At 61.5% G+C, this 22,901-nt stretch carries 21 protein-coding genes and 1 tRNA gene; 14 read left to right on the forward strand and 8 right to left on the reverse strand.

The genetic code is table 11. From position 1 onward, the window contains the following. The first annotated feature begins 253 nt into the window (after positions 1 to 253). Both DBP26_RS17005 and DBP26_RS17010 read left to right on the forward strand, forming a co-directional pair. On the forward strand, positions 254 to 3,655 hold the full coding sequence (locus tag DBP26_RS17005) for an ATP-binding protein (RefSeq protein WP_177411076.1): 3,402 nt from the start codon (positions 254 to 256) through the stop codon (positions 3,653 to 3,655). Continuing rightward, the gene (locus DBP26_RS17010) at positions 3,630 to 4,301 is read left to right on the forward strand and encodes a response regulator (protein ID WP_108238680.1); all 672 of its coding nucleotides are present in this window, start codon (positions 3,630 to 3,632) and stop codon (positions 4,299 to 4,301) included. The genes DBP26_RS17005 and DBP26_RS17010 overlap by 26 nt, the downstream gene beginning before the upstream one ends. A gap of 42 nt (positions 4,302 to 4,343) precedes the next feature. Here the strand turns inward: DBP26_RS17010 and DBP26_RS17015 are convergent, their stop codons facing one another. The 3 genes from DBP26_RS17015 to moaB form a co-directional block, all read right to left on the reverse strand. Continuing rightward, positions 4,344 to 5,270, reverse strand: coding sequence for a glycosyltransferase family 2 protein (locus DBP26_RS17015; RefSeq protein ID WP_108238681.1), 927 nt, complete (start codon positions 5,268 to 5,270; stop codon positions 4,344 to 4,346). 91 nt (positions 5,271 to 5,361) lie between these two features. Then, positions 5,362 to 6,576: a gephyrin-like molybdotransferase Glp gene (gene glp, locus DBP26_RS17020; protein ID WP_177411072.1), complete on the reverse strand. Its 1,215-nt coding sequence runs from the start codon at positions 6,574 to 6,576 to the stop codon at positions 5,362 to 5,364. A gap of 6 nt (positions 6,577 to 6,582) precedes the next feature. Then, entirely contained in the window at positions 6,583 to 7,122 is a 540-nt protein-coding gene (moaB, locus tag DBP26_RS17025; RefSeq protein WP_108238682.1) for a molybdenum cofactor biosynthesis protein B, read from the reverse strand. A 78-nt stretch (positions 7,123 to 7,200) separates the two neighbouring features. Between moaB and mobA the strand changes: the two genes are divergently transcribed. After that, entirely contained in the window at positions 7,201 to 7,794 is a 594-nt protein-coding gene (gene mobA, locus DBP26_RS17030; protein WP_108238683.1) for a molybdenum cofactor guanylyltransferase MobA, read from the forward strand. Positions 7,795 to 7,882: 88 nt separating this feature from the next. Next, positions 7,883 to 8,107 (forward strand): YgdI/YgdR family lipoprotein, encoded by a 225-nt coding sequence (locus DBP26_RS17035; protein WP_108238684.1) that lies wholly within the window; start codon positions 7,883 to 7,885, stop codon positions 8,105 to 8,107. 108 nt (positions 8,108 to 8,215) lie between these two features. Here DBP26_RS17035 and zapE read toward each other — a convergent pair whose 3' ends face one another. Further along, entirely contained in the window at positions 8,216 to 9,337 is a 1,122-nt protein-coding gene (gene zapE / locus DBP26_RS17040) for a cell division protein ZapE (RefSeq protein WP_108238685.1), read from the reverse strand. A 9-nt stretch (positions 9,338 to 9,346) separates the two neighbouring features. After that, on the reverse strand, positions 9,347 to 10,555 hold the full coding sequence (locus DBP26_RS17045) for an MFS transporter (RefSeq protein WP_108238686.1): 1,209 nt from the start codon (positions 10,553 to 10,555) through the stop codon (positions 9,347 to 9,349). Positions 10,556 to 10,814: 259 nt separating this feature from the next. On the opposite strand from DBP26_RS17045, the gene DBP26_RS17050 reads away from it, so the two are divergent. Both DBP26_RS17050 and DBP26_RS17055 read left to right on the forward strand, forming a co-directional pair. Beyond that, complete coding sequence (locus tag DBP26_RS17050) at positions 10,815 to 12,260, forward strand: SulP family inorganic anion transporter (RefSeq protein ID WP_108238687.1); 1,446 nt, start codon at positions 10,815 to 10,817, stop codon at positions 12,258 to 12,260. A 324-nt stretch (positions 12,261 to 12,584) separates the two neighbouring features. Next, on the forward strand, positions 12,585 to 14,522 hold the full coding sequence (locus DBP26_RS17055) for a methyl-accepting chemotaxis protein (protein WP_108238688.1): 1,938 nt from the start codon (positions 12,585 to 12,587) through the stop codon (positions 14,520 to 14,522). 38 nt (positions 14,523 to 14,560) lie between these two features. Here the strand turns inward: DBP26_RS17055 and DBP26_RS17060 are convergent, their stop codons facing one another. Beyond that, positions 14,561 to 15,127, reverse strand: a complete 567-nt coding sequence (locus tag DBP26_RS17060) for a cysteine hydrolase family protein (RefSeq protein ID WP_108238689.1) — start codon at positions 15,125 to 15,127, stop codon at positions 14,561 to 14,563. A gap of 77 nt (positions 15,128 to 15,204) precedes the next feature. Continuing rightward, the gene (locus tag DBP26_RS17065) at positions 15,205 to 16,128 is read right to left on the reverse strand and encodes a LysR family transcriptional regulator (protein ID WP_108238690.1); all 924 of its coding nucleotides are present in this window, start codon (positions 16,126 to 16,128) and stop codon (positions 15,205 to 15,207) included. A gap of 118 nt (positions 16,129 to 16,246) precedes the next feature. On the opposite strand from DBP26_RS17065, the gene DBP26_RS17070 reads away from it, so the two are divergent. Further along, positions 16,247 to 16,996, forward strand: coding sequence for a 3-oxoacyl-ACP reductase family protein (locus DBP26_RS17070; protein WP_108238691.1), 750 nt, complete (start codon positions 16,247 to 16,249; stop codon positions 16,994 to 16,996). 165 nt (positions 16,997 to 17,161) lie between these two features. Then, a tRNA-Ser gene (locus DBP26_RS17075) sits at positions 17,162 to 17,251 on the forward strand. A 163-nt stretch (positions 17,252 to 17,414) separates the two neighbouring features. Here DBP26_RS17075 and DBP26_RS17080 read toward each other — a convergent pair. Next, the gene (locus DBP26_RS17080) at positions 17,415 to 17,633 is read right to left on the reverse strand and encodes a hypothetical protein (protein WP_108238692.1); all 219 of its coding nucleotides are present in this window, start codon (positions 17,631 to 17,633) and stop codon (positions 17,415 to 17,417) included. Positions 17,634 to 17,924: 291 nt separating this feature from the next. Between DBP26_RS17080 and DBP26_RS17085 the strand changes: the two genes are divergently transcribed. The 6 genes from DBP26_RS17085 to DBP26_RS17110 all read left to right on the forward strand — a co-directional run bounded on the left by DBP26_RS17085 (position 17,925) and on the right by DBP26_RS17110 (position 22,733). Continuing rightward, positions 17,925 to 18,575, forward strand: a complete 651-nt coding sequence (locus DBP26_RS17085; RefSeq protein ID WP_108238693.1) for a YoaK family protein — start codon at positions 17,925 to 17,927, stop codon at positions 18,573 to 18,575. Between the two features lie 88 nt (positions 18,576 to 18,663). After that, on the forward strand, positions 18,664 to 19,236 hold the full coding sequence (gene pseH / locus DBP26_RS17090; protein ID WP_108238694.1) for a UDP-4-amino-4,6-dideoxy-N-acetyl-beta-L-altrosamine N-acetyltransferase: 573 nt from the start codon (positions 18,664 to 18,666) through the stop codon (positions 19,234 to 19,236). A 284-nt stretch (positions 19,237 to 19,520) separates the two neighbouring features. Beyond that, the gene (locus DBP26_RS27055; protein WP_256601822.1) at positions 19,521 to 19,997 is read left to right on the forward strand and encodes a helix-turn-helix transcriptional regulator; all 477 of its coding nucleotides are present in this window, start codon (positions 19,521 to 19,523) and stop codon (positions 19,995 to 19,997) included. A gap of 69 nt (positions 19,998 to 20,066) precedes the next feature. After that, on the forward strand, positions 20,067 to 20,504 hold the full coding sequence (locus tag DBP26_RS17100; RefSeq protein WP_108238695.1) for a DUF4124 domain-containing protein: 438 nt from the start codon (positions 20,067 to 20,069) through the stop codon (positions 20,502 to 20,504). A 154-nt stretch (positions 20,505 to 20,658) separates the two neighbouring features. Next, positions 20,659 to 21,057: a nuclear transport factor 2 family protein gene (locus DBP26_RS17105; RefSeq protein WP_108238696.1), complete on the forward strand. Its 399-nt coding sequence runs from the start codon at positions 20,659 to 20,661 to the stop codon at positions 21,055 to 21,057. A gap of 173 nt (positions 21,058 to 21,230) precedes the next feature. Continuing rightward, positions 21,231 to 22,733 carry a cytosine permease gene (locus tag DBP26_RS17110; protein ID WP_108238697.1) on the forward strand — a complete coding sequence of 501 codons (1,503 nt, stop codon included), beginning with the start codon at positions 21,231 to 21,233 and terminating at the stop codon, positions 22,731 to 22,733. The last annotated feature ends 168 nt before the right edge of the window (positions 22,734 to 22,901 follow it).

Consider the following 22,901-nt stretch of genomic DNA (forward strand, 5'->3'; position numbering starts at 1 on the left):
GCTTGACGTAGTGGCATACGTCATTTGACGTAGCGCCAGAATTGCCATTTGGCGGCATGCTTGCGCCCGTGCGAGTGGCGAGGCATGGAACTTGCTCGCCAATACCTTCAGCCGTCGCGCCGGGCTCGGAGTTGGGGTCGGCTGGCATGAGCGCTTTCGCGAGCACGCCGCTGCCGACACAGTGTGTTCAGAGGACGACGGCTCGGTCTCGGGACGACAGGTTTCACCCCTCACCTCTCTGGAAGAATCGACTGTGCGACCCTCTGGCTCACAACGCATCATCAAGGTCCGCCGCGACTACAACAGCCTGGTCGCCGATGAGACGATGGAAGACTATGCTCTGCGGTTCACACCCAAGTCGTTCCGCAAATGGTCGGAGTTCCGGATCGCCAATACCGCGGTCGGCGCCGTGTCGTTTCTCGCGCTGGAAGCCATCGGGGGGGCGCTGGTGATGAGCTACGGCTTCACCAATACGCTGTGGGCAATCCTGGCCACGGCGCTGGTGATCTTTTTGACCGGCCTGCCCATCAGCTATTACGCCGCGCGCTACGGCGTGGACATGGACCTGCTGACTCGCGGCGCCGGTTTCGGCTACATCGGCTCGACCATCACCTCCTTGATCTACGCCAGTTTCACCTTCCTGTTCTTCGCCCTGGAAGCGGCGATCATGGCGTTGGCCCTGGAGCTGTACTTCCGCATTCCCCTGGCCTTGGCCTATGTGGTCTGTTCGGTGATCATCATCCCGCTGGTGGCCTACGGCATCACCCTGATCAGCCGATTGCAAATGTGGTCACAACCGCTGTGGCTGACACTGTTGCTGGTGCCCTACGTTTTCGTGATCTGGAAAAACCCCGACGCATTGAGCGATCTCACCAGCTTTTCCGGTCGGGAGGGCGAAGGGGGCACATTCAACCTGCTGTTATTTGGTGCGGCGTTCAGTGTGGCACTGTCACTGGTGACCCAGATCGGCGAGCAGGTCGACTACTTGCGTTTCCTGCCCGAAAAGACCCTCGCCAACCGCACGCGTTGGTGGGTTGCGCTGCTGATGGCCGGGCCGGGTTGGATCATCCCCGGCGCGCTGAAAATTCTGGCCGGGGCTTTCCTGGCCTTTCTCGCGTTGCAGCATGAGGTGCCCATCGAGCGCGCTGCCGAGCCAACGCAGATGTACCTGGTCGCATTTCGCTACGTGCTCAGCTCGCCGGAGTGGGCGCTGGCGGCCATGACGCTGTTCGTGATCATTTCCCAGATCAAGATCAACCTGACCAACGCCTATGCCGGGTCGCTGGCCTGGTCCAACTTTTTCGCGCGGGTGACACACAGCCATCCCGGGCGGGTCGTCTGGTTGGTATTTAATGTGATCATTGCGCTGATCCTCATGGAACTGGGGGTCTTCGACGCCATCGAGCAGGTACTGGGCCTTTACGCCAATGTGGCCATCGCCTGGATTGGCTCACTGGTGGCGGATTTGGTGATCAACAAACCGATGGGCTGGTCGCCAAGGCATATCGAGTTCAAGCGAGCGCACCTGTACGACATCAACCCGGTTGGGGTGGGTGCAATGACCATCGCCTCGCTGGTTGCGTTCTGTGCCCACTTCGGAGCATTCGGGGAACTGGCGCAGGCCGCGCCGCCGCTGGTTTCACTGGCCGTCGCGCTGATCATCTCGCCGTTGATCGCCTGGCGAACCCAAGGCCGTTACTACATCGCCCGCAGCAGCACTGCCGCCCTGCTCCACCCGCAGGGGCCGCAGCCCACGCTGCGTTGCGGTTTGTGCAGCAACGCCTTCGAAACGCCGGACATGGCATGGTGCCCGGCTTACGGCTCGCCGATTTGCTCGCTGTGCTGTTCGCTGGATGCGCGGTGTGGCGATCAGTGCAAGAAACGCACACGGCTCTCCATGCAGTTCGAGGATCTGGTCAGCCATCTCCTGCCTCGCCTGCCTCGCCGCTACCTGCATACCCGGCTGGCGCAGTACCTGGGCTTGCTCGCGATCCTGGTTCTGGGACTGTCCGGCGCCCTGGCGCTGATTTACGGGCAAGTGGCGCACGGCCTGATCGATCAGTCATTGCAGGCGTATCACACCTTGCGGCTGGCCTTTCTCAAGGCCTTCCTGACTTTCTGCGTGTTCGCCGGCATCCTCGCCTGGTGGGTGGTGCTGACCCGAGAAAGCCGTCGCGTGGCTCTGGAGGAGTCGGAACGCCAGACACAGCTGTTGATTCAGGAAATCGATGCCCACGACAAGACCGACCAGGCGCTGCAGGAAGCGAAGGAAGCTTCGGAAGCCGCCAACGCGGCCAAAAGCCGTTATGTGACCGGACTGTCCCACGAGCTGCGCACGCCGCTCAACAGCATCCTGGGCTTCACCCAAATTCTGCAACGCGACCCTGCCACCCCGTCGCAGCAACAAGCCGCTCTGGCGACCATTCTCCGCAGCAGTTCGCACCTGCTGTCGTTGATCGACGGTCTGCTGGACGTCGCCAAGATCGAGGCCGGAAAGCTGCGGCTCGAACCGTCGGAAATTCTCTTGCAGGAATTCCTCAGCGACCTGGAACAGATGTTTGTCAGCACCGCGGGCGACAAGGGGATAGGGTTTCGGCTGGAACGAGTGGGACGCATGCCAATGGTGGTGCGTGGCGATGAAAAAAGAGTGCGACAGATTCTGATCAACCTGCTGGGCAACGCGGTGAACTTCACCGACAGGGGCGAGGTGTGCCTGCGGGTCAGTTACCGACGGGAAACAGCCATATTCGATGTGATTGACACCGGCATCGGCATCGCGCCGGACCAGATCGAGCGGATTTTTCAGCCGTTCGAGCGGGGCGGTCTCGTGCGCCAGGACAACGGCGTAGGCTTGGGCTTGACCATCACCCGCATGCTCACCGCCTTGATGGGCGGGGCCCTGTCGGTGACCAGCCAACCGGGGGAAGGGACACGCTTCCAAGTGCGGCTATTCCTGTCGGAAGTGCGGGTGCCGCGGGCGGTCATCGACGTGGATCATGACGTGATCGGCTATGAGGGCGAGCGTCGACGGATTCTGGTGGTCGACGACCACATCGAACACCGCAAAGTGATTCACGGCATGCTCTCGCCGCTCGGTTTCGACATCATCGAGGCAGCCAACGGCCACGAAGCCGTGCGCCAGGTGTCGTTACAGCACCCTGATCTGATTCTGATGGACCTGTCGATGCCGGGCATGGACGGCTGGCAGACCCTGCGCATGATCCGCCACAACGCATTGTCCCTGGTCCCGGTCATCGTGCTGTCAGCCAATGCCAATACCTTTGCCGACGACAAGGACCAGGGCTTGCCCTCCATGGAACACGACTACCTTTCCAAACCAGTGCACATGCAGCAACTGCTCGACCGCCTGGCCCACCACCTGACACTTCATTGGCAATATCGTGTGCGCAACGCCCCACCCGCCCGGTCTGAATGGCATCTGCCGCCCCGAAAGGACCTCGAAGAACTCTATGAACTGTGCGGTCTGGGGTACATGCGTGGCATTCAGCACAAACTCGATGCCATTGAGCGAGACAGCACGGAAAGTGCCCGCTTCGTCGCAGACCTGCGCACCCTGGCCACCGGCTTTCGCTTGGACGAACTCAGCCTACAACTCAAGGAGGCCCTCAATGAACGCCCTGACTCCACGCGCTGAAACGGGGGTGATCCTGATTGTCGACGACACCCCGGACAACCTGGCCCTGCTGTCCGATGCACTGGACGAGGCGGGCTACATGGTGCTGGTGGCGCTGGACGGCACCAGTGCGCTGAACCGCATACAACGCCGACGGCCGGACCTGATCCTGCTCGATGCGATGATGCCGGGGCTGGACGGGTTCGAGACCTGCCGCCAGATCAAACGCCAGCCAGACACAGCGAACATTCCAGTGCTGTTCATGACCGCACTGACCGACAGCGAACATGTGGTTCAGGGTTTCGAAGCGGGCGCTATCGATTACGTGACCAAGCCCATCCAGTGTGCGGAGGTCTTGGCACGGGTCGCCTCGCACCTGCGCACCGCGCGCATCCTGCAAACGGCGCGCGATGCGCAGCCCATAGGGCTCGACCACCCCCCGGCGTATGATCGACTGGCGACACGCTTTCAACTGACGGAGCGGGAGTTCGAAGTGTTGCGCTGGGTCTCCTGCGGAAAAACCAACAAAGACATTGCCGACATCCTGCAACTCAGCCCACGCACCGTGAACAAACACCTGGAGCACATCTACATCAAACTCGGCGTCGAAACCCGCACCGCCGCCACCTCGGTGGCGATGGCCGCGATGACCGAGCGTGTCCCCTGACGGGCACGTGATCGCCCTACGAGCCCTTCAGCCCATCGTTGACTAGGCGTTTTCGCTGTCCCAGAACCGCTTGTACATGCCAAGTTTCTTCTTCAACGGTCGAGACAGCCGCGCCTCTTCCTTGCCCAGTTTGAATGCCACCAGCTTCAGGCCATTGCGCAGCAACGAGGCCGGCCAGAGGTACCAGCGCCGCAGGCCGAGGAAGTTCAGCTCAGACTTGACATAACGCATACCCTCGGCACGGGCTCCGCCGAACCGGGCGTGAATCCATGACTCGCGTGCCTGAAAGACGCCGATGTCGAAGTACCGGCGAAATTCCTCGCGCAGGGTGTAATTGTGGGAGTGCCGACAGACCGCCGAGCCCTGATAAGCCACTTTCCAGTGGGACAGGAGCATCTTCGCGGCCACGTACATGTCTTCGGACAAGATCACATGCCGGGGAAAACCGCCCACCGCCCGCAGCGCATCGCGGCGGTAGGCAGCGAACGAATTGGACATGAACGGCGTCTTGATCCCCAGCGCCGGCACGTCCTCCAGACGCTTGATCCGGGACACCGGCGGGTAGTTGAACCAGCGGGCATGCTGGGCAAGCACCGTGGCGTCCAGATGAGGCAGTTGCCGACCGCAGACCGCGCCGACCAGCGGGTCGTCGAACGGCGCGAGGATGTTTTCCACCGCGCGGGGATCTTCCAGGTAGGCGTCCTGCGTCAGGTACACGAAGATGTCATAGCGGGGGTGGGTCTCGGCCATCATCTGCCGGGTACCGCCGTGGTTGAAGTCCTTCGGGTCGATGCGGGTCACGTTGCCGCAGCGGGACTGCGCCAGTTCCAGGGTACCGTCCGTGGAACTGGAATCGACGATCAGGGTGTCGAACTCAGCGGTCTGGGCCCACAGGGAATCGAGCAACCGCTCGAGCTCCCTGCGCCCGTTGTAGGTCGGGATGACGCAAGCGACACGCAAAGGCTGCATAACAATACTCCGTGGCAACTGCACAATGCCCATTTGTCATGACACGCTTTTGAGGGTAGCTCAGGATCTTTCCCCGGGATTCAACCGCTGGTCAGCCCATCACCTCACTCAAGGGAATGAAATTCAGCAGATCGCCTTCCGCCACCGTCGTGCCCTCGATCACCTCGATCAGGCCATCGGCCCACGCGGCACTGCGCAGCACGCCCGAACTCTGGTTGCGATAGGCGACCACCCGGCCCTGCTCCAGACGCCCGCGCAAGTACTCCCGGCGCGTGCCCGGTTTGGACCAGACGAAACCTGACGGCACCTTGAACGACAACGGCCTGACCTGTTGCACCCCCAGACGGCGCAGCAGGTAAGGCCGGGCCAGAAGCGCGAAGGTCACCAGCGTCGAGGCCGGATTGCCCGGCAAGCCGATCACCGGCACGCCCCGGTAGTGACCGAAGGTCAGAGGTTTGCCCGGCTTGATCGCCAGCTTCCACAGGGCAATCTCGCCTTCCTCGCGCAGGGCATGGCCGAGAAAATCGGCCTCGCCCACCGAGACACCGCCGGTGGAAAGGATCAGGTCAACATCGCCCAAGGCGCCCAATGCTGCACGGGTTTTGTCCAGGTCGTCAGGGAGGATCCCGGCGTCGATCACTTCGCAACCCAACCGCGCGAGCCAACTGCACAACAGGACACGGTTGCTGTTGTAGATCTGCCCCGGCCCCAGTGCCTGACCTGGTTCGATCAACTCGTCGCCGGTCGAGAGCACCGCGACCCGGGCGCGACGCACCACGGGCAACTCGTTCATGCCCAAGGTCGCGGCCAGCCCCATTTCGATGGGCGTCAGTACCGTGCCCGCCTGCAGGACGGTGTCGCCAACGGTGGTTTCCTGACCTTTGGGCCGGATGTTCTGATCCCGGTGCAAGGCATGCAGCAAACGCACACGCCCATCGGCCAGGACCTCGGCGTTCTCCTGCATTTCGACGCAGTCGGCGCCGTCCGGCACGGGTGCGCCGGTGAAGATCCTCGCGCAGGTGCCCGGCTGCAAAGGCTCGGGCGCCTGGCCAGCGAAAATCCGTTGGCTGACCGGTAACGGCTCACCCGTCCAGTCCGCCACACGCAAGGCGTAACCGTCCATGGCGCTGTTTGGCCAGGGCGGCAGGTCCAGGGTAGACACCAGATCCTGGGCGAGGACGCGGCCCTGAGCCTGTGCCAGGGTCACCGTTTCGCGTTCGGTAATCGCCGCTGCGGCGGCCAGGTTCATCAACCGCTCCATGGCCTCTTCGACCGGCATCAAGCGGCTCATTTCAGGCTTGCTCATCGCCATTCACCCACGGGTTGCGCATGGCTCCGCCTTTTTCAAATGCGGCACGAAGTTGCAGGGCCGGAAGCTGTTGTTCAATTGATCGGCCAGAATCCCGTCCCAGCCGGTGCGCACGGCATTGGTCGAACCGGGCAGGCAGCAGACCAGCGTACCGTTGGCCAGCCCCGCCAGCGCGCGGGATTGAATGGTAGAGCTGCCGATGTCCGGCACGGAAATCTGCCGGAACAGCTCGCCGAACCCGTCAACCTGTTTGTCCAGCAGGCAGGCCACCGCTTCGGGCGTGCTGTCGCGACCGGTGAAGCCAGTGCCGCCGGTAATCAGCACGACCTGGACCTGATCGTCGGCGATCCAGGTCGCGACCTGGGCGCGGATTTTGTAGAGATCATCCTTGAGCAGCACACGCTCGATCAAGCCGTGCCCGGCAGCGGTCAGGCGATCGACGAACAGTTGCCCGGAGGTATCGGTTTCGAAGGTTCGCGTATCGCTGACGGTGAGCACGGCAATGTTCAGCGACACGAAGGGGGTGTCAGCCTTGGCTTTCATGGGCGAGGTCCAGTTGTCGAGAAAACAGTCCGGTGTTATATCACAGGGCCTCCTTTTCCTGTGCTTGATGAGTCCCCCATGACCGCGTTCGACACCCTGCCCCCTTGCTCGATCCTATTGCTCGCGGGCGGCCAAGGGCAGCGCATGGGCGGTCGCGACAAGGGGCTGATCGAATGGCAGGGCGAGCCGCTGATTTACCCTCTGCACCGCCTGACCCGACCGCTGACGGACGACCTGATCATTTCCTGCAACCGCAATCGCCAGCGCTATGCGCCCCTGGCCGACCGTTTGGTGCACGACGACGAACCGGACTTCCCCGGCCCCTACGCCGGCATTCGCGCGGGGCTGGCCGTGGCACGGCATGACTACTTGCTGGTCATGCCGTGCGACACCCCCTTGCTCGACGTCCCCCTGCTCGACGGCCTGCGCCGCATGGCCGCGGACCATCCCGGCAAGCCCGTGATGGTCCGCCAGGGTGAGCAGTGGGAGCCGCTGCTGTGTTGCATCCCCACCTGCCACGCCGCGGTGTTCGAACGGCACTGGCAACAAGGCCAGCGCAGCCCGCGTCGGACCATGGCTGAACTCGGGGCGGTCGCGTTGCAGTGCGACCCGGGTGACCGACGCCTGGCCAACCTCAATTCCCCACAGGTGTTGACCGAGGTCAAACCCTGAGGGCGGGAACGATGTTTCATGGAACTTTGCGCACAACCCCTGCGTCAGAACCGTCACTACACAAAGAATTACCCTCGGAGACACAGTAATGAAACAACGGACTATTCCTGCAGCCTTCCTGCTCGCACTTGGCCTGGCCACCCTCGCCGGTTGCTCTTCGCCCACGGTGATCACGCTTAACGATGGCCGTGAAATCCAGGCAACGGACACGCCGAAGTACGACGAAGAGTCCGGTTTCTACGAATTCAAGCAACTGGATGGCAAAGAAACCCGCATCAACAAAGATCAGGTTCGCACCGTCAAAGAACTCTGATATTTGAGCTGAATCGAAAAAAACCCGCTACCGCAGCGGGTTTTTTTGGTCTTGAGAGGGGTTCGATTCGCCCATGCTCCGATCGCTCAGCCTTATCCGCCCCGCCAATCAGCGCCCGAAGCGCGCCAGTTGCATTTCCTGCAATCGACTCAAGGTGCGACGAAAAGCGAACGCCAGGTAACCTTCCGTATACAGCGTCTGCATGGGCAAAGCCGCTTCGACATACAGCGGCACCTTGCGGTCGTAACACTCATCCACCAAGGCAATGAAGCGTCGCACCCCGTCATCGTAAGGCGACAACTGCGGCAGCTCCCGATCGCCTGCGACGACCTGTTCGACGGCATCCTCGGTCCCCCGGGCGATGCGGCCTTCCCGTTGACGGGCGCTCAAGGCAGGCACTTCACTCAGCAGCACGGCACGGTAACGGTCGCACAGATCGATGAAATCCACGGCGGCCAGCGGCTGTTCGCACAGGTCCTTGTAACGGCACCAGATCACGGTCTTGCTGCAGCGCACAACCGCCAGATGGCGGCGGCCCAACGGCACCGGTTGAATCGACACCGATTCGCCTTCGCTCAGCGTTTCGAACACCTCCACCAGCGCGCTGGGACCCCGCTCCGGCGTGATCCAGTAACGCTGCTGCGCCTGCCCGGGGTGCAGGCGATGATCTTCGCCGCCGTCCACTGACACCACCGTCATGTGCTCGTTGATTGCGGTGATCGCCGGAATGAATCGCTCCCGGTTATGCCCCGTGGCATACAACTGCTCGGGCAACTGGTTGGACGTGCAGACGAGGGTCACGCCTTCTTCGAACATCGCCCGCAGCAGACCACCCAGGATCACCGCGTCGCCAATGTCGTTGACGAACAATTCGTCAAAACACAGCACCTTCACTTCCTGGCCGAGTTCGTGGGCCAGCACCTCAAGGGGCTTGGCGATACCTGTCAGTTGAAAGAGGCGCTGATGCACCCAACGCATGAAATGATGAAAATGCTGGCGCCGGGCAGGCACCTGCAGACCTTCGAAAAACCGATCCATGAGCCAGGTCTTGCCGCGTCCGACAGGGCCCCAGAGGTAGACGCCCTTGACGCCGGCGTGGGGCCTGCCTTCATGCAACGCATCCCAGCAGCGCTGCAAGTGTCGAGCGGCCTGGCGTTGGGCCTCGTCCGGTTGAAAACCCTGGGTATCCACGGCCTGCTGCCAGGCCTCCAATGGAGAAAGCGCACTCATTGAACCGCATCACCGCATAGTGTGAGATTGATCGTGACGCCTGGAATACGACGCCCCCAGCAAATAGCAACAGCCCCCGGCCACGATGAAACCCGCCAGCATGGAGAACATGAACGCAGGGGGCTGAGCGGCCAGGGCGAAACCGCATAACACCGGCCCCAGCGCACCGCCGAGGTTGGACAGGTTTTGCGCGCCGTAATACATGCCTCGCAAATGCGTGGGTGCAATGCGGTCGATGAACATGTACTCCGCAGGAAAAACGATGATCTCGCCCAAAGTGAAAATCGCCACTGCCAACGACCAGTGCAGCACCGTACTCGACAGAGCGAACCCGACCACGCCCATCAGAAACAACGTGAAGCCCAGGGTCAGCCACTGGTTGAGGTGCTGGTGGCTGATGCGCTTGCCCACCACATACTGGAGGCAGATCACCACCGCCGCATTGACCGCGACCACGGAACTGATGACTTGATAGGTAAATTCCGGCGTGCTGGTGGTGACCAGGTATTGCGACAGGTAAGCCGTGAATTGGCCGAACACCACCGCACTGAGCATGCCCCCCAGGGTAAAGCACACCAATCGGTAATCCTTGAGCAGAATCCGCCCCACCGCCAGAAAGGAGATGGGCGCGTTGGCCGGGTCTGCCGAGCTCAACTGACGGTCACCGTACATCGCGTAGACAACGAAATAACCCAGGCCCAGCGCCGCCGACACCAGAAACGGCAGTTTCATGCTCCAGTGGGCGAGCCCCGCACCGATGAATGGGCCGACCGCGTAACCGATGTTGATGAGGGTGTAGCGCACCGAGAACAGTTTGCTCTGCTCGGCTACGGGCAGCAGCTTGCCAAAGGCCGCCTTGACCACGACATCGATCACCGAATAGGCGAAATTGAACGACACCAGAAACAGAAAAAACAGCCACAGCCTGTCGGTCAGGCACATCCCGACGAAGCCGACGAAAAAGAACCCGGTGAACGCGAGGATCAGTTTGTAGCTGGACAGTCGGTCCGTGAGGTAACCGCCGTACAGGCTCAGCAGCGAACCGACGATCAAGGCACTGCCGACCATCAGGCCGATATCACTGATGCCCAGTGTGAAACTGGACGACAGATAGATCACCAGGTAAGGCAAGGTGATCGCCCTGCCCAGCGTCAGGAACAGCGACGAGGCCAGCAGGAGGTTGACCGAGGCAGGGTAATGTCTGAGGGCGGTGAGCATCCGAGTCCTGTCCTTGTGGTCAGCCGTGGCAATCGAAGCCGAGCATCGTTGCATAATCGAAGCGGACTGGACATTGAGATAAATTCATTTGCATCCCTCTGTAAAAACCTGGGCGGTCCCTCCGTCACTCGATCACGCTGGCCTGAACCCTGATCAATCCGCTCACTAAAGCCCTCACCAAGCGTTCAATCTGGCTGGCCGGTGCGGCTCATATTCCGTAACATCCCCACCCTTTGCGCTTTCTCCCTTCAGGTCATACATGAAATCCGCTCGTCTGCGTGCCGACATCCTCGCCGGCCTCACCACCTCATTCGCCCTGGTTCCCGAGTGCATCGCCTTCGCCCTGGTCGCCCACCTCAACCCACTGATGGGGCTGTACGGCGCGTTCGTCATTTGCACCCTGACAGCCCTGTTCGGCGGCCGCCCCGGAATGGTATCGGGCGCAGCAGGCTCGATGGCGGTGGTGATCGTCGCACTGGTGGTGCAACACGGTGTGCAGTACCTGCTGGCGACGGTTCTGCTGGGCGGGCTGGTCATGATTGCCTTTGGGGTCTTGCGCCTGGGCAAACTGGTGCGCATGGTGCCCTACCCGGTGATGCTCGGCTTCGTCAACGGCCTGGCCATCGTGATTGCCATGGCCCAGCTCGAACACTTCAAGGCCGGCGAGCACTGGCTCACCGGCCCGCCGCTGTACAGGATGCTGGGCCTCGTCGCGGTGACCATGGCGGTGGTGTACGTGTTGCCCCGCCTCACCCGCGCGGTCCCGCCGGCCCTGGTGGCGATACTGGGCGTCGGTCTGCTGGTGTACCTGCTCGATCTGCCAACCCGCACCCTGGGTGACATGGCCCACATCGCCGGCGGCCTGCCCGGTCTTGCGCTGCCTGATGTGCCATGGAGCCTGGAGACCTTGCGCATCATCGCCCCCTACGCGGTGCTGATGGCCCTCGTGGGGCTGCTGGAAACCTTGCTGACGCTGAACCTGACCGACGAAATCACCGAAAGCCGCGGCTACCCGGACCGCGAATGTGTGGCGCTGGGAGTGGCGAACATCACCTCCGGCCTCTGCGGTGGCATGGGCGGTTGCGCGATGATCGGCCAGACCGTGATCAACCTCAGCTCAGGCGGCCGGGGGCGTTTGTCCGGGGTCGTGGCCGGGTTGATGATCCTGATATTCGTGCTGTTTCTGTCGCCGCTGATCGAGCGCATTCCACTGGCTGCATTGGTGGGCGTGATGTTCGTCGTGGCCCAGCAGACCTTCGCCTGGGCGTCGCTGCGGGTGCTGCGCAAAGTCCCGTTGAACGATGTGCTGGCCATCATCGCCGTGACCGTGGTCACCGTACTGACCGACCTGGCCACCGCGGTGCTGTTCGGTATTCTCATCGCGGCACTGAACTTCGCTTGGCAACAGGCGCGCGAACTGTACGCAGACAGCCACACCGAAGCCGACGGCAGCAAACGGTATCAGGTGCATGGCACGCTGTTTTTCGCTTCGACGACGCCGTTTCTCGACCAGTTCGATCACCTGAACGACCCGCAAAACGTGACCCTCGATTGCCGTCACCTGCGGTTCGTCGACTATTCTGCGATCGCCGCCCTGAAGACGCTTCGCGAGCGTTATGAAAAAGCCGGGAAACACCTGCGTGTGGTGCACTTGTCGGAGCGTTGCAAAAAGCTGCTCAAGCGCGCGGGCATGCAGCACGCCTGACTCGACGGTGCCCAGTGGGTGCATCGAATGGGCGCGGCGGGCGGTGGCAAGATTCTGGGCAAGCCTTGATCGCAGTTCGCCACATTTGTGGGCACAGCAGGAAGAATTGTTCCAAAAATACTCATTTTTTGTACACAAGGTGCGCCTCTGTGCTCCATCGCACCTGCCGTCGAAGGGCTCTGCGCCTCGCAAAACCCAGCACCCTGGGGTCACCCGCGAAGATATCCTGACCAGCCGATCAACTTAATGGCCCGCTTATTGCTCCAGCCGGACAGTAGGCACTGTTCCATGGTGGTTGTGCGCGCGTATTTGCGGAGTTTTCTTATGTTTGTCTGGCGAAAGAGCATTCAATGGCAACTGACCCTGAGCATGGGCGCCGCGCTGGTGACCAGCAGCCTGATTGTCATCGGTATCTATGCCTTTGCATTGAACCGCCTGACCGACCGCTATCTGCTGCAGCAGGCGATGCCCGCCAGCGTCGAAGCCATTCGCAATGACCTCGAACACCTCCTGGCTGCCCCCTTGACCGCCGCGAGCGACATTGGCGACAACACCCTGGTCGCTGACTGGCTGGGCAACGGTGAAGACCCGGCCCAACAGCCCGCGTTCATCCGCTACCTGGCGAAAATCAAGGCTCAACACAACGCGCTCACCACCTTCATCGTGGCCAAGGACAGTGGCCACTACATCACCGACAAAGGCGCAGACCGCACCTTGCAGCGAGGACCGGCCGAGAACGCCTGGTTCTATGGCTTCCTTGGCAGCAACAAGCGGCGCTCGCTGGATATCGATATCGATGCCACGACCAAAATCCCCACGTTGTTCATCAACCAGCGCATCGAGTTCGACGGCAAGGTCGTGGGCGTGGCGGGCTTGGGCTTCAGCATGAGCGCGCTGTCGCGCATGATCAGCGATTTCCACTTCGGCAAAGAGGGGCAGGTTTACCTGGTGAGCCCGGACGGCAAGATCAAAGTCCATCCCAACCCCGAGTTCAATGACCGTGAATCACTGACCGCGCACGTGGGCGACGCCGCTGCGCGGACACTGCTCAGCCAGGATGGCAAGGGCCAGGCGCTGGAGTTCGAACGCGATGGCCAGGCTTACGTCGCGGTCGCCCGGCCGGTCGAGTCGCTGGGCTGGACACTGGTCAGCGAAGTGCCACTGGCGGAAGTGTACGGCCCGGCCAAAGAAGCCCTCACCACCATTTCCGCGATCAGCCTGGCGGTGGTGCTGTGTTTCCTCGGGTTCGTGGGCTGGATCGCACGCGGCATCGTGCGCCCTATCCAACACGTCACGAGCGCGTTGGTGGATATCGGCGGCGGCCAGGGCGATCTCACTCGGCGCCTTGATGACAGCCGGGCGAACGAACTGGGCGATCTGGCCCGGGGCTTCAACCGCTTCATCGAGACCCTGCGCCTGCTGATCGGCGACGTGTTGCAGACCAGCGAGCAACTGCGCCACAGCGTGGTGGACGTGGCTCGGGTGGTCGACAGCACGTCGGCGCGTGCAGCCAAGCAACAGCAAATGACCGACATGGTCGCCACCGCCGTGCACGAAATGGGGCTCACTGTTCAGGAGATTGCCCGTAACGCCGGCGCTGCTGCCGACGTTTCGCGCACTACCCACCAAGAAGCGGTATCCGCCAAACGCGTGGTGGGTGAGTCCATCGGCCACATTCAGAGCATGTCCGACGGGGTTGGAACCGCGGCCGGTGCAGTGGAGCATCTGGCCACGCAGATTTCCACCATCGACCAGGTGCTCGCCGTGATCCGCAGCATTTCCGAGCAAACCAACCTGCTGGCCCTCAATGCCGCCATCGAAGCGGCCCGCGCGGGGGAAATGGGTCGCGGCTTTGCGGTGGTCGCCGACGAGGTGCGCACACTGGCCGGTCGCACACAAACCGCCACGTCGGAAATTCAGCACATGATGGGCGAGCTTAAAAGCGGTGCCGAGCAGGCGGTCACTTCGATGCGTGCCGGGCAGGCGGCCACGGGCACTGGCGTCGACGCCAGCCGGCGCACGGGCCAATCACTGGACGCGATCGCAGGCCACGTCGAAGAGCTGACGGACCGCAACCACCAGGTTGCGGCCGCCACTGAGGAGCAAAGCACGGTCACTGAAGAAATCAACCGCAACGTGCAGGGCATCGCGGACCTCGCGCAATCGACTGCCAGCGACGTCAGTGCCTGCCGTGAAGACTGCCTCAAGCTGTCCCAGAAGGCCGAACACCTGGCGGCACAGATGGCACGTTTCAGGTTGTGAGCGACTGCTGCGTGATCGCTTTTGCTGTCGCCGAGCGGCTACAGGGAGGCCATGGCGCTCACGATATCGGCGGTCGAGACCACCGTCGCGTATTCCCCGTGCAGATTAGCCAATGACATCCCATGAATTGCCTCGGCACTGCGGGGTTGCCCGAAAAAATCCGCGCCGTCGAACGTGTAGCAGGCATCATGGGGAACGATGACCTCGAACCCCAGGTTGCCGCCCGTCCTTGCCGTGGATTCCACAGAATTGTTGGTGATCACCCCGACGATCACCACCTGGCGGATGCCGTCCGCTCTCAACCAGCCCTCCAGCGCCGAGTGGCAAAATGCGTCCGGCACCTGCTTGTGCAGCTCCCCTTCCCCATCCAGCGGCAGAAAGTCGGGCTGGAACTCCACACCCGCTTGCCGGGGCCAGAACACCGAGTCCTCGGAGCGGGAAAAATGCCGCACATGGATCACCGTCCGGCCGGTGTCGCGCCACGCCTTCAACAGTGCGAGCATCTGTCGTTCGGCATCGGGATTGTTGCGCCGCCCTAACTTGGGGTGGTTGATCCCTTGCTGCATATCAATGATGACCAGCGCGGCCTTGGGGTCGAGTTGCATGATGGGTCTCGTAAGGAGGATGGATTCTGGCGCCTGCGATGATGCGCCGCTGATCGACACGGGCATGGCGGTGCCGTCTAAATGGCGCTGAAATGCCGCGCCCATTGCTGCTCGGCGAACTGCTCGATGATGAAATCGACGAACGCCCGGGTCTTGCCGGGCAGCATGTTGTGTCCGCTGTAGTAAATGCAAATGTGGCCGTCTTCGACGTACCAGTCCGGCAGCACCCGCAATAGCGCTCCGCTGCGCAAATAAGGCAACGCGAACGGCATACTGACCAGCGCGACCCCCAGCCCCTGCACGGCGGCGCGACAGGCTGCCTCGGAATCACTCAGGGTCATACGTGCGGTCAGTTGCAGCGGGGCCTGCGCCTGATGACGATGGGTCAGCGGCCAGTGACGGACACGGCCGGTCTGGGGCGAGCGAATCAGGATCCCGTCGCAGGTGCGAAGGTCCTCGGGCTGCTGGATGCGGGCGTGCCCACTGACCCAGGCGGGCGACGCCACCAGCACCCGATGGGCGGGCGCCAGCTTGCGCGCGACCACCCCTTGCGGCAGATCGAAGCCGCCACCTATCGCTGCATCGAATCCTTGGCCGATGAGATCGACCTGGCGATTATCGAAATGCCAGTCCGGCGTGATCGCGGGAAACCGCCGCAAGAACTCGCCCAGCAGCGGCACCACGTACAAGCATCCGAACAGCGTTCCGACACTCACTTTGAGTGTGCCCGCCGGGCTGCCCTCGGCGCTGGCCAGGTTGGCGACCGCGTTCTGAATGGTATGAAAACTGACGCGCACCTCATCCAGAAAGCGCTGCCCGGCCTCGGTAAGGGTCAGGCGTCGCGTGCTGCGCTGGAACAGGCGCACACCGAGACGCCCTTCGAGACGCGCCACGCTCTTGCCCACCGCCGCAGGCGTAAGACTCAAGCGTCGTGCGGCTTCCGCGAAGCTGCCGACCTCAGCGCTGCGGACAAAACATTCGATGCTGCTGAAGTTCTCCATCGGCTCGATTCACAACTTTTGGTTTACACAGACTATAGCGATTGCCCGCTACCGAGAATCCAATCGGCGACAGATACTGCGCTCATCCACTTCATCGCTCGGCTTACCGGAGACCCACATGACTCATACCACCCCACTCAGCGGCAAAACGGTTCTTGTCCAGGGTGGCTCGCGCGGCATTGGCGCGGCCATCGTCAAGCGTTCGGCCGAACAAGGCGCTGCGGTCGCCTTCACTTTCGTCAGTTCCGAAGAAAAAGCACGCCAATTGCAGGCCAGCGTCGTTGCCAGCGGCGGTAAAGCCTTGGCCATCAAGGCTGACAGCGCCCACGAACAGGACATTCGTGATGCCGTGCACAAGACGGTCGACGCGTTCGGTGGCCTGGACATTCTGGTCAACAACGCGGGCGTCCTGGCAATTGCGCCGCTGGACGAATTCAGCCTGGACGATTTCGACCGGACGCTGGCCATCAACGTACGCAGCGTGTTCATCGCCAGCCAGGAGGCGGCGCGTCATATGAAAGAAGGCGGTCGCATCATCAATATCGGCAGCACGAACGCCGACCGCATGCCGTTCGCTGGGGGCAGCGTGTACGCCATGACTAAATCGGCCTTGGTAGGTCTGACCAAAGGCCTGGCCCGCGACTTGGGCCCCCGCGGCATTACCGTCAACAACGTGCAGCCAGGCCCGGTGGACACCGACATGAACCCGGCCAACACGGACTTCGCCAACACCCTGCTCGGGCTGATGGCGGTGCCGCGCTATGGGACATCAGAAGAAATCGCCGCCATGGTCGCTTACCTCGCGGGCCCGGAAGCCGGCTACGTCACGGGGGCGAGCCTGACCATCGACGGCGGCTTTGGCGCCTGATTTCGGCCAACCTTCCGCTCTCGCTCAGCCCCGAACACTGCAATGAAGCCGGGGCTTTGCGCTTTTCTGCTTAAGCGCATGAAAAATCTGAAAAAAAGTTTTGCCTTCCTCAAAACTTTCGACTACATTAGCGCGCCTCGACAGACTGAACGTCTAGCGAGATACGGTGAGGTGTCCGAGTGGCTTAAGGAGCACGCCTGGAAAGTGTGTATACAGGAAACTGTATCGAGGGTTCGAATCCCTCCTTCACCGCCATATTCGATACCCGTCAAAGCCCCGATTTTCCCTGCGAAAATCGGGGCTTTTTCTTTTCTGGCCTTAATTCCAATCACATCGGCGGCTGCACGGGGGCTGATGATGCAGGGGCACAAGGCGGCTTGCGGCACCAGGGTGAGGTCCGTTCTTGTGCTGGGCCGGCTCAGGCAATATTGAGCAGGTGCGCAGGCGGCTTCTCATCTGCCTTGAGATACAGATAGTCGCGCCAGTTTCGGAAGGCGCGCTGCTGGCGGTCAAAAACCACCTGCCATTGCGGCGAGCCGACTTGGTCCACACCTAAAGCCATCATTTGTTCAGTGGCGTCATCAAGCTCTTTGATCAGTTCAAGCGCGTTGGGCGAATCAATTAGTCTCTGCGGCATATATTCCATTTCCTTTCGCTACACCATGGAGTGGCCAACCGATTGATAGTGCTCGCGTTCCGACGAGCGGCCGTCCCATAGATCACCACGGTAACGATCTCTCTGGCGGTGTGATCGTCCGGGTATCATGCTGAATCCCCGCTCGCCCTAGCAGAAAGGCGAGTACCGGGCAGAATGGGAATTGCCAGCAAACTGCCACTCACGCTATACCACTGTCTTCTGTAGTCCTTCTCAGCAAGGGAGGTGGCCGTGCTTCCGGAATCTGCAACGCTCAACCGTGCAGGCAGGCGAATGATCCGAGCCCGCGGGCGGGTCGGATTGTCTTTTGTCGCAACCCTATCGCTCATCGCGGGCATGACGGACGCGATCGGGTTCATGGTCTCCGGCGACTTCGTCTCGTTCATGAGTGGCAACACCACCCGCTTGGCGATTGCCGTGGGCGGTGGTGACTACGCGCTGTCTCTGCGCATCGGGGTGTTGATTACCGCTTTCGTGGTCGGGAACGCGCTTGGGGTCATTGCATCGCGCGCATTCAAGCACCGCGCTTGGCCGTTGCTGGCGTCCATCGGCACGCTGCTCTGCCTCTGTGGATGGCTGGATCAGGGCGTCGCGCCGTTGATAGGAGCCGTCGTGGCCATGGGCATGATCAACGCCGTGGTCGAAGAAGTGAACGGGCTGCCGATCGGGCTGACTTACGTGACCGGCGCCCTCTCCCGATTCGGGCGCGGGCTTGGCCGCTGGCTGTTGGGCGAGCGCCGCAACGGCTGGCGCGTGCAACTGGTCCCGTGGGGCGGCATGCTGTCGGGCGCGATCCTCGGCGGGTTGCTGGCTCACACCATGGGGTTGAGAGCGATGCTGGTCAGCGGCATTGCGGCCCTGATCCTCGCGTGCCTTTCGGCGACGATTCCGCACCGTTGGCAATCGAGTTTTCTACCCAAGTAAGCGGTTTCGCCAACCTCACGGCATCGAAGACTTTCATTGCACAAACCGCGCTATTCTTTTCCCGCTTTCGCCTCAAGGACGTCCCCCCATGCAATTTCTGCCACTGACCGACACCCCTCCTTCCATCCAGTCTGCCGTGCGCACGTTGCGCAATCAGGAAGCGGTGCGCCGGTTCATGTACACCGCCCATGAAATCAGCCCTACAGAGCATCAACAGTGGCTTGAGTCGTTGAAAGATAACCCTCGCCACGCGGTTTTTGTGGCCATCCACGAGGGCGTTCTGGCGGGGGTGGTGTCGCTCAATGCCATAAACACCACTCACAAAACCGCCGACTGGGCGTTTTACCTCGACGCGCAATTGCGCGGCAAAGGGCTTGGCAGTCTGGTGGAGTTCTGGCTGCTCGATCATGCCTTCGACGACGTCGGCCTGGAAAAACTCAACTGCGAAGTGCTGGAGATGAATACGGCGGTCATCAAGATGCACCAGAAGTTCGGCTTTCAGCTCGAAGGCGTGCGGCGTAACAACATCATCAAGGAAGGGCACCGGGTCAATGTTGTCCTGCTGGGCATCACCAAAGCGGAATGGCTCGCTCATCGACCGGCCCTGCTGCCATTGATCACGCGTTTGAGTGGTTCGGAACGTTCTTCACCCTGCCTGTGAGTGAATACCTCAAGCTGCTGATTCCATCCATTCGGCTGGTTTGAACCTCCGAACAGCCAGATACGACGCTTATATTTGCGCCCCGACGCCTCAAGTGACCGCAGAACATCGGAAACCCCACCTTCCCACCAAATGAACGTCTACTGTCTATCCGTGCTGCTCGTTTTTTGGAGCAGTAGTTCGTACGAGGCTAGTCAGACGCTGAACACCCAGCCCGTATTCCAGCCCCCATTGCGCGCTCCCGAATGAGAAACAAAGAGCGCGAATTTCGCAGGAGTAGGTTGATGAATGGAATTGGCAAACGTTTGAGGCAAGAAAGGAAGAGGCTGAAGCTGACGCAGAGTGCCATGGGCGCAATCGGCGGCGTGGAGGCCAACGCCCAAGGTCATTATGAAAGTGGGCAACGCCTGCCCAGGGCCGATTACCTGTTTCGCGTGGCGGCGGCAGGGGTCGACATCGGCCGTGTGGTCACCGGCATCGACTCCAACAATCGACTGGAGATGCCGACCTTCCCTTCGCTGGTAAACGACAAGGATTTCACCAGCGCCGAGAGCGTGGTGAAGATTATCAGTCAGCTGCGACAGAGCCTGTGGGTGACCGCCAATGCGTTGTGTGAGGTGACGCGCCTGATCGATACCCAAGAGCAACCGCAGATCAGCGATCACGTCGAAGACCATTTGCGGGTGTTGCAGGGTGACGCGGACATGTTCGTCGCCCTGGCGTTATCGCGGGTGCAGAAGTCCAGCCACGGCACCCAGTGAGTCGCTCGCCCGCCCACTGACAAGCTCTCCTCCCAAGTGGTAGCCTTGTGCCACAAGAGGAGGGCTTCAATGAATGGATCGGTCATCGCATCCGCGCTGCTTGCGCTGAGCCTCAGTGCTATGGCGCACGGCGAGGTGTTCAAATGTGTCGCTCACGACGGCAGGGTCAGTTTCGCCTCGACGCCCTGCCCTGATTATGTCGGCGAAAATCGGGTACAGCGGCCCGCTCAACGCCTCTCCAGCGATTGGGAACCGACCGACTTTCCCCACCGAGTGAACAAGAATGCGACGGAAATCCTGCAAGTCAGCCGACGTCGGCGGATCATCATTACCAACGAAAAGGAAATCTCAGACCACATGCAGGCCATTCGACCGCCCCCGCCCGGGGTCCCGTCGACCTGTGTAGCGCCAATCTACAACAGCGCCTGCTTCGACCCCTCAGGTGGGAGCATTCGCCAGCCGGGGAAGGACGCAGTCCGGCGTGAACCGTTGGGCTTCAGCCGCTGACTGCCCGACGCTGCGCGGGTCGGCGCGCAAACGGTAGTGGGCGCCGATTACTTCCGAATTTCATGAACTGAATATTTATCGGCAACGATGTTACCCCATGTGAGAGCTCCTTAAAGTCAGGCCCCATCGCTCGCACCACAATAACGAGATGGCCATGACCTCTACCCAGCAGCTCGAAGCGCACGTCCTCCAGGCAGCCCATGATTTGGTAGCGGCGTTCGCCCGCACCGACACCGAAGCGTATTTCGCCGCTTTCAGCGAAGACGCGACGTTCCTGTTCTACACCCTGCCCTCGCCCTTGTTGTCCCGCGCTGCCTACCGCAAGGTGTGGGACGGCTGGCTGGCCGATGGCTTTGCCGTGCTCGATTGTCAGTCCACCCGGGCACAGGTTCGTTTGCTTGGGGATGTGGCGATCTTCATGCACGACGTGGCGACTCGCATTCGCTTCGGCACTGAAGAGAGTCAGTTCGAGGAGCGCGAGACCATCGTCTTCCGTCGTGACGGCGAGCGTTGGCTGGCGTGCCACGAACACCTGTCCACCTACACGGGTTGACCACCGGGCCGACGGTGGACCGCTTATTCATAACAATCACACCGCTTCAGCACTTCAGGTCGACTTACCGACCACTGCCAACGCCACCGCCGGACCTGTTCCGGCCGGACACATCGGGGCCGCATTTTCGTTGCCGGGCCTCATAACAACACGACAGCGCGCAGGAAACCGTCATGTCACAACCCACCACCCGTATCGAAACCTTTGGTGTCGAACAAATTCCGGACGATCAGCGTGATGCCTCGCCCCTCGACCTGTTCCGCCTGACCTTCGGCGGCGCCAACACCTTCGCCACGGCGGTGCTCGGCAGCTTTCCCGTGCTGTTCGGGCTGTCTTTCCAGGCGGGCGTCTGGTCAATCCTTCTGGGCATTGTCCTGGGTTCGCTCATCCTGGCACCGATGGGCCTGTTCGGGGCATTGAACGGCACCAATAACGCGGTCTCGTCAGGGGCACACTTTGGTGTGCACGGCCGCATCGTCGGTTCGTTTCTGTCGTTGCTGACCGCTGTGGCGTTTTTCTCGCTGTCGGTCTGGAGCTCCGGGGATGCACTGATCGGTGGCGCCAAACGCATGGCCGGGTTGCCGGAAAACGACCTTACCCTGGCCATCGCCTACGGTGTGTTTGCGGTGCTGGTGCTGGTGGTGTGCATTTACGGCTTCCGGTTCATGCTGTGGGTCAACAAGGTCGCGGTGTTTGCCTCCAGCGTGCTGTTTCTGCTCGGTATCTTCGCCTTCAGCGGCAGCTTCGATGCAAGCTTTGCAGGCACGGTCAATCAGGGCAGCGAAGGCTTCTGGGCCGCGTTCATCGGCGCGGCGTTGCTGGCGATGAGCAACCCAGTGTCGTTCGGCGCGTTCCTCGGGGACTGGTCTCGTTACATCCCGCGCCACACCTCGAAGCCGCGCATCATGGCGTCGGTTTTCCTGGCGCAGGTCTGCACCTTGATTCCCTTTCTGTTCGGCCTTTGCACCGCCACCATCGTGGCCACTCAAGCGCCGCAGTACATCACCGACAACAACTACGTTGGCGGCCTGCTGGCTGTTTCACCCAGTTGGTTCTTCCTGCCGGTGTGTCTGATTGCGATCATTGGCGGCATGTCGACCGGCACGACCTCGCTGTACGGCACCGGACTGGACATGTCGAGCATGTTCCCGCGCCTGCTGAACCGTGCCCAGGCGACGATCCTGATTGGCATCGCGGCCATTGCCTTCATCTTCATCGGTCGGTTCGCATTCAATCTGGTGCAGAGCGTATCGACGTTCGCCGTCCTCATCGTCACCTGCACCTCGCCGTGGATCGTGATCATGGTGCTGGGCCTGATCATCCGTCGCGGCTTCTATCATTCCGAAGACTTGCAGGTGTTCACCCGCGGCCAGAGCGGTGGCCATTACTGGTTCGAAAACGGCTGGAACTGGCGCGGCCTCGGCGCGTGGATTCCCAGCGCGGCGGTGGGCCTGTGCTTCGTGAACCTGCCTGGGCAGTTCGTCGGCCCGCTGGGCAACCTGGCGGGCGGCATCGACATCAGTCTGCCGATTACCTTGGGGCTGGCCGCGTTGCTGTACGTCACATTGCTGCGCACCTTCCCGGAGCCGGTGGGCGTGTACGGCGACCACGGCCCACATCCGCTGCTGGGCAGCAACGCGCACCGCAACGTGAAAAAGCCAATGGTCATCGGTTGATAGCTCCCCACACACGCGCAAGGGCTCGTCCACAGACGGGCCCTTTTGCATTGCGCCACGACCGACGGGGTCGCCTTTGGGTGACATCGATACAAGACATCCCGCACAATCGGCTTTCACGTTAGCCACCCGACAATCAGAAATCGTCAGCTCGCCCAACAGGAGAAA

Origin of the sequence: Pseudomonas sp. RIT409 (assembly GCF_003052515.2) — a bacterium.
In the GTDB taxonomy this organism is placed as follows: domain Bacteria; phylum Pseudomonadota; class Gammaproteobacteria; order Pseudomonadales; family Pseudomonadaceae; genus Aquipseudomonas.

Excerpts from the sequence above, each read along its gene's own strand:
- pseH (WP_108238694.1), top strand. The coding sequence starts at position 18,664 with ATGCAATTTCTGCCACTGACCGACACCCCTCCTTCCATCCAGTCTGCC.
- DBP26_RS17055 (WP_108238688.1), top strand. The coding sequence starts at position 12,585 with ATGTTTGTCTGGCGAAAGAGCATTCAATGGCAACTGACCCTGAGCATG.
- DBP26_RS17105 (WP_108238696.1), top strand. The coding sequence starts at position 20,659 with ATGACCTCTACCCAGCAGCTCGAAGCGCACGTCCTCCAGGCAGCCCAT.
- DBP26_RS17060 (WP_108238689.1), bottom strand. The coding sequence starts at position 15,127 with ATGCAACTCGACCCCAAGGCCGCGCTGGTCATCATTGATATGCAGCAA.
- DBP26_RS17100 (WP_108238695.1), top strand. The coding sequence starts at position 20,067 with ATGAATGGATCGGTCATCGCATCCGCGCTGCTTGCGCTGAGCCTCAGT.
- DBP26_RS17070 (WP_108238691.1), top strand. The coding sequence starts at position 16,247 with ATGACTCATACCACCCCACTCAGCGGCAAAACGGTTCTTGTCCAGGGT.
- zapE (WP_108238685.1), bottom strand. The coding sequence starts at position 9,337 with ATGAGTGCGCTTTCTCCATTGGAGGCCTGGCAGCAGGCCGTGGATACC.
- DBP26_RS17015 (WP_108238681.1), bottom strand. The coding sequence starts at position 5,270 with ATGCAGCCTTTGCGTGTCGCTTGCGTCATCCCGACCTACAACGGGCGC.
- DBP26_RS27055 (WP_256601822.1), top strand. The coding sequence starts at position 19,521 with ATGAATGGAATTGGCAAACGTTTGAGGCAAGAAAGGAAGAGGCTGAAG.
- DBP26_RS17035 (WP_108238684.1), top strand. The coding sequence starts at position 7,883 with ATGAAACAACGGACTATTCCTGCAGCCTTCCTGCTCGCACTTGGCCTG.
- DBP26_RS17010 (WP_108238680.1), top strand. The coding sequence starts at position 3,630 with ATGAACGCCCTGACTCCACGCGCTGAAACGGGGGTGATCCTGATTGTC.
- DBP26_RS17080 (WP_108238692.1), bottom strand. The coding sequence starts at position 17,633 with ATGCCGCAGAGACTAATTGATTCGCCCAACGCGCTTGAACTGATCAAA.
- DBP26_RS17045 (WP_108238686.1), bottom strand. The coding sequence starts at position 10,555 with ATGCTCACCGCCCTCAGACATTACCCTGCCTCGGTCAACCTCCTGCTG.
- DBP26_RS17110 (WP_108238697.1), top strand. The coding sequence starts at position 21,231 with ATGTCACAACCCACCACCCGTATCGAAACCTTTGGTGTCGAACAAATT.
- DBP26_RS17050 (WP_108238687.1), top strand. The coding sequence starts at position 10,815 with ATGAAATCCGCTCGTCTGCGTGCCGACATCCTCGCCGGCCTCACCACC.
- DBP26_RS17065 (WP_108238690.1), bottom strand. The coding sequence starts at position 16,128 with ATGGAGAACTTCAGCAGCATCGAATGTTTTGTCCGCAGCGCTGAGGTC.
- DBP26_RS17085 (WP_108238693.1), top strand. The coding sequence starts at position 17,925 with ATGATCCGAGCCCGCGGGCGGGTCGGATTGTCTTTTGTCGCAACCCTA.
- moaB (WP_108238682.1), bottom strand. The coding sequence starts at position 7,122 with ATGAAAGCCAAGGCTGACACCCCCTTCGTGTCGCTGAACATTGCCGTG.
- mobA (WP_108238683.1), top strand. The coding sequence starts at position 7,201 with ATGACCGCGTTCGACACCCTGCCCCCTTGCTCGATCCTATTGCTCGCG.
- glp (WP_177411072.1), bottom strand. The coding sequence starts at position 6,576 with ATGAGCAAGCCTGAAATGAGCCGCTTGATGCCGGTCGAAGAGGCCATG.